Consider the following 1,839-nt stretch of genomic DNA (forward strand, 5'->3'; position numbering starts at 1 on the left):
ATGGTGCGCTCGACCGTGGCGCCGGCTTCGATCCTCGCGCCGTCGAAGACGACCGCGCCGTCCAGGCGTGCGCCCGCGCCGATCTCGGCGCCGCGGCCGACCACCGTGCCGCCGATGAGAACCGCGCCGGGGGCGACGCCCGCGCCGGGGTGCACCAGCGATTCGCCGCGCTGACCGGGCAGGGCGGGGGAGGGGGCGATACCGCGGACCAAGTCGGCGGAGCCGCGGACGAAGTCCTCGGGGGTGCCCATGTCGCGCCAGTAGGAGCTGTCGACATGCGCCTGCAGGCGGGCGCCCTCGGCCAGCAGCGAGGGGAACACCTCGCGCTCCACCGACACCGGACGCCCGGCCGGGATCTTCTCGATGTACTCGCGGCGGAACACGTAGCACCCGGCGTTGATCTGGTCGGTCGGCGGATCCTGGGTCTTCTCCAGGAACGCAGTGACCCGGCCGTCCTCGTCGGTGGGCACGCAGCCGAACGCCCGCGGATCGCTCACCCGGACCAGGTGCAGCGTCACGTCGGCGCGGGTGGACTCGTGCGTGTCGAGCACCGCGCCGAGATCGGTGCCGCCGAGCACGTCGCCGTTGAACACCATCACGGTGTCGGCGCGCAGCTTGGGCAGCACGTTGCGGATGGCGCCGCCGGTGCCGAGCGGCTCGGTCTCGGTGACGTACTCGATCTCCAGCCCCAGCTCGGCACCGTCGCCGAAGTGCTCCTCGAACACCTCGGCCTTGAAGGAGGTGCCCAGCACCACGTGGGTGATCCCGGCTTCCGCGATGCGGGCGAGCAGATGGGTCAGGAACGGCAACCCGGCGGTCGGCAGCATCGGCTTGGGTGCCGAGAGGGTCAGCGGCCGCAACCGCGTGCCCTGCCCACCGACCAGGATCACGGCGTCGGTGCCTGCATTTCCTGCCATCAAGCTACCCCTAGCTCACAACGTCGACTCTTCACGGCACCGGCTACCCGGCGTCGCGCGCCTGTTGGCGCAGGGCAGATCGAACCGCAATCTTCGAGCGCACCGCAAGTCCGGCCCGCAGCGCCAGCCGCAGCGGTGCCTGCCACCAGTGCGGATGCCGGTCGGCCTGGAACCGGTAGGCGCTGGCGTGGTGGGCGGGCAGCATGACTTCGGGATGGCGGCCCGCCGCATGCCCCTTGGCATGGGTGACCTCGGCGTCCGGCACGAACACGTTGTGCCAGCCCGCCTTGCCCATCCGGTCGCCGAAGTCGACGTCCTCCATGTACATGAAGTAGCGCGAGTCGAAGCCGTCGATCGAGTCGAACGCCGAGCGTCGCACCAGCAGGCAGGACCCGGACAGCCAGCCGACCGCCCGCTCGGAGATCTCCTCGTTCTCCTGCCGGTACCGGCGGGTCCACGGGTTGGACTTCCACACCGTGCCAAGGATCGCGTGACCGGCGCCGTCGAGCAGTCCCGGCACCCGCCGGGCGGAGGGATACACGCTGCCGTCCGGCTCCAGCACCAGCGGCCCGACGGCGCCCGCGCGTGGCCAGCGCTTGGCCGCCGCGAGCAGCTTGTCGATGGAATCGGTGCCCCAGCGGATGTCGGGGTTGGCGATCACGATGAACTCGATGGCCGGATCGATCTCCGCGACGGCCCGGTTGATCGCGCCGCCGTAGCCGATGTTGCCGCCGGTGCGCAGCAGCCGCACGTGCGAGTTGGCCTCCGCGACCAGTTCCGGCACGCCGTCCACCGACCCGTTGTCGGCGAGGATCACCTGCGGTTTCTCCGTGGTGGCCGCGGCGAGGGTGGTGATGAAGTGCTCGAGGTGTTCACCCGGCGAGTAGGTCACCGTGACGACGGCAAGCGTGCTCATGCCTGC

At 70.9% G+C, this 1,839-nt stretch carries 2 protein-coding genes; both read right to left on the reverse strand.

All coding sequences use genetic code 11. The features are described from left to right. Positions 1 to 917 (reverse strand): mannose-1-phosphate guanylyltransferase (gene manB / locus NA4_RS32755; protein WP_067479073.1); only part of this gene is annotated, 917 nt, incomplete at its 3' end. A gap of 43 nt (positions 918 to 960) precedes the next feature. Beyond that, positions 961 to 1,833: a glycosyltransferase family 2 protein gene (locus NA4_RS32760; protein WP_067479075.1), complete on the reverse strand. Its 873-nt coding sequence runs from the start codon at positions 1,831 to 1,833 to the stop codon at positions 961 to 963. Positions 1,834 to 1,839: the final 6 nt, after the last annotated feature.

The organism is Nocardia amamiensis NBRC 102102 (assembly GCF_001612745.1).
Taxonomy (GTDB): domain Bacteria; phylum Actinomycetota; class Actinomycetes; order Mycobacteriales; family Mycobacteriaceae; genus Nocardia; species Nocardia amamiensis.

Excerpts from the sequence above, each read along its gene's own strand:
- NA4_RS32760 (WP_067479075.1), bottom strand. The coding sequence starts at position 1,833 with ATGAGCACGCTTGCCGTCGTCACGGTGACCTACTCGCCGGGTGAACAC.